Annotated in this window: 2 protein-coding genes; one reads left to right on the top strand and one right to left on the bottom strand. The window is 58.5% G+C overall.

Annotation, left to right across the window (positions count from 1 at the left end):
• Positions 1–195 precede the first annotated feature (195 nt).
• Positions 196–516 carry a hypothetical protein gene (locus tag ACVWVQ_RS14225; protein WP_414331146.1) on the top strand — a complete coding sequence of 107 codons (321 nt, stop codon included), beginning with the start codon at positions 196–198 and terminating at the stop codon, positions 514–516.
• 13 nt (positions 517–529) lie between these two features.
• Here ACVWVQ_RS14225 and ACVWVQ_RS14230 read toward each other — a convergent pair whose 3' ends face one another.
• Complete coding sequence (locus tag ACVWVQ_RS14230; RefSeq protein ID WP_457509080.1) at positions 530–2,410, bottom strand: AMP-dependent synthetase/ligase; 1,881 nt, start codon at positions 2,408–2,410, stop codon at positions 530–532.
• Positions 2,411–2,762 lie beyond the last annotated feature (352 nt).

Here is a 2,762-nt window from a genome sequence, read left to right on the forward strand (position 1 = left end):
GAGATGGTCAGGATTTGGCTCATAAGTTCATTGTACTTCATCAAAGCGCATTCCTCCCGGCACTGACCCTACGGGTACAGTGCGGGGCTCCTGCGCTAGTAAGCTGAAGAAGGGACTCCCCGGACGGATTCCCTCTCAATCGATCCCTCGTTAACCCTCTTCGAGTTGTCTGTGCTCTGCACAGCACGGAGTGCTATGAAAGTGCAACACCTCTTCACCTCAGCTCTTGTGGGTGCAGCCCTCTCCAGTTTGAGCCTGCCCACCGCCGCTCTGGCCCAAGCCAACCTGCGGGAACTCCCTCCAGACCTGGCAGAACAGCTAACCACAGAGCAAATTTTGCAAGCCTGCGCCAACAACCAAGCAGATACTTTGCCCAGCCCTTTCCCGGATGTGGTGCCAAGCGACTGGGCCTACAAGGCAGTGCTTACCCTCTACTACTGTGGAGCCTACCGAGGGGCCATTCCGCCGGAGCAATTCCGGCGCTACTTGGAGCAACAACGGGGATCCCAAACTTAGGTGGGCCTGCACCTCAAGCCGGATACATCTCCTGGATGAGGTGGGCATAGCGCTCAGCCACCGGGTTGCGCTTGATCTTCAGGGTCTGGGTCATAAGGCCGTTTTCCACGCTCAGCGGCTCCGGCAAGAAGCGAAAGTCACTGACCTGCTCGTCGGGCCGGTAGCCAGGGCGTTCTTGGATGCGGCGGCGCACCTCCTGCAAAATCAAGGTGCGGGTCTGGGGCTGGGCCAGCAGCTCGGCATCCTCAGCCGGGATCCCTTGCTCGGCAGCCCAGGCTTTGAGGGCATCGAGGTTGGGGTAGATGAGGGCAGCCAATTTCTTTTGGTCTTGCCCGACGATCACGATCTGACTGATGTAAGGAGATTGCAGACAAGCATCTTCCAGCGGCTGGGGCTCAATATTCTCCCCGTTGAGTAGGACGATGACATCCTTGGCTCTGCCGGTGATCACCAGTTGCCCATCGGGGGTGAGCCAGCCCAGATCCCCCGTTTCAAACCAGCCGTCGGAGCTGAGCACCTTGGCGGTGGCTTCGGGGTTGTTGTAGTAGCCCATCATCACCTGCGGGCCACGGGCCAGGATCAACCCCTTTTGGCCGGAGGGCAGGGGCTGTCGGGTTTCAGGATCCACAATGCGAAACTCCGTCCCCGGCAAAGGGAGGCCAGCCGTACCGCGCACATTGTTGTCTGGACGCCGCGCGCACAACACCGGCGAAGTTTCGGTGAGGCCGTAGCCATTCAAGATGGAAATGCCCACCACCTCGTAGAACAGATCCAAGTAGGCAGGCAGGGATCCACCGCCGCTGATGGCATGTTGAAAATTGGGGCCCAACGCCTGTCGCACCTTGCGGTAGATGAGCGCATCGGCCAACCGATGCAGGGGCCAGAGCAGCCAATGTTGTAGGCGAGCCTGTAGGCGCACCCAGGGGCTGACTCCGTAGTGCAAAATCGACTGGTTGCGAGCTATCCGTCCAGAGAGCACATGGCTCTCACTCACGGCCATCAGAGCGCGGATCAGCCGCTGCATCAGGGGGCTTTTCTCCTTGAATTGCCGTTGGATCCCTTCATAAACGGTTTCCCAAATCCGCGGCACTGCCACCAAAAAATGAGGGTGCTCCTGTTGGAAATCTTGTTTGATAAAGCGAGGGCTGGTATAGACCAGCATGCAGGCACGGCTGAGGAGAAAATACTCGCAAGCCCGCTCATAAGAGTGCCAAGTGGGCAGAATGGTCAACACCTTATTCCCCGGTTGTGGCTGTACGACCACGCCCAAGTTCTCCACCTGGTGCATCAGGTTGCCGTGGCTGAGCATCACCCCCTTGGGCCGACCGGAGGTGCCGGAGGTGTAGATGATGGTGGCCAGTTGGGATCGCTCCAGCTTTGGGGGTTGGTAGGTGTGTTCCCGACCCTTTTGCAGCCATTGGGAAAAGTTCAGCACCCCTGCTTCCTGCTCATCGGAAAGCAACAGCAGCCGTTCCAGGCCCAGCTCCTGCACATCCGGCCGGATCCGCCTCAGGGTCTTCAGATCCTGAGCAATCAGGGCCGTGCTACCGGAGTGGCGCAAGATGTAGCCCAGCTCACTGGGATCCGCCACAGCGCTGCGGGGCACATTCACAGCTCCCGTGAACATCGTGGCCAGATCGGCCATCAGCCAGCGGGGGGAGTTATCGGCAAAAATGGCCACCCGATCCCCCGGGCAAATGCCCAAAGCCTGCAGGCCAGCCGCCAGGGTTTGAATGCGGCGAAACAGCTCTCCATAAGACATCTCGAAAACTGGCTGCGCGTGGGGATCCCGTAGGGCAACCTGACCGGCAAACTCTTCCGCCAGCACTTGCCAAACGTTCAGCAGCGTCGTCTCAGGGGCAGTGGGAGTAGCAGAAGCGGCAGCAGTTGTCATAGATCTGTACCGTAAATTACGTTTACAGTCTATTAAACCCAGCCTCTCTCCCCAGGTGTCGCTAGGACAGTTCCCAGCCTGTCACCCCATTCACCATCTTCCCCTTGCGGGGAAAAGGTAGGGATCAACACTATAAAATCTTGCGCTGGCAGAACCAGGGTGGTGATTGCTCGCCCCGGCAGATTGCGCACAAAACTTTACAATTTTGATCAAACCGGATCCCATATCTCCCATGGGGATCCCGGCTGTAAGCTTCATGTAAACTACCCGACTCCGACCGCTAAAGCGGTACGGAGCGGGCTTTCAGTAGCCCTGAGCCTGCTCTGCTCCACCAGAGAACAAAACAGGCCCG

This window comes from Thermostichus sp. MS-CIW-36, assembly GCF_054059035.1.

Bases quoted from the DNA above. Each gene is read 5' to 3' on its own strand.
- ACVWVQ_RS14225 (WP_414331146.1), top strand. From the start codon at position 196: ATGAAAGTGCAACACCTCTTCACCTCAGCTCTTGTGGGTGCAGCCCTC.
- ACVWVQ_RS14230 (WP_457509080.1), bottom strand. From the start codon at position 2,410: ATGACAACTGCTGCCGCTTCTGCTACTCCCACTGCCCCTGAGACGACG.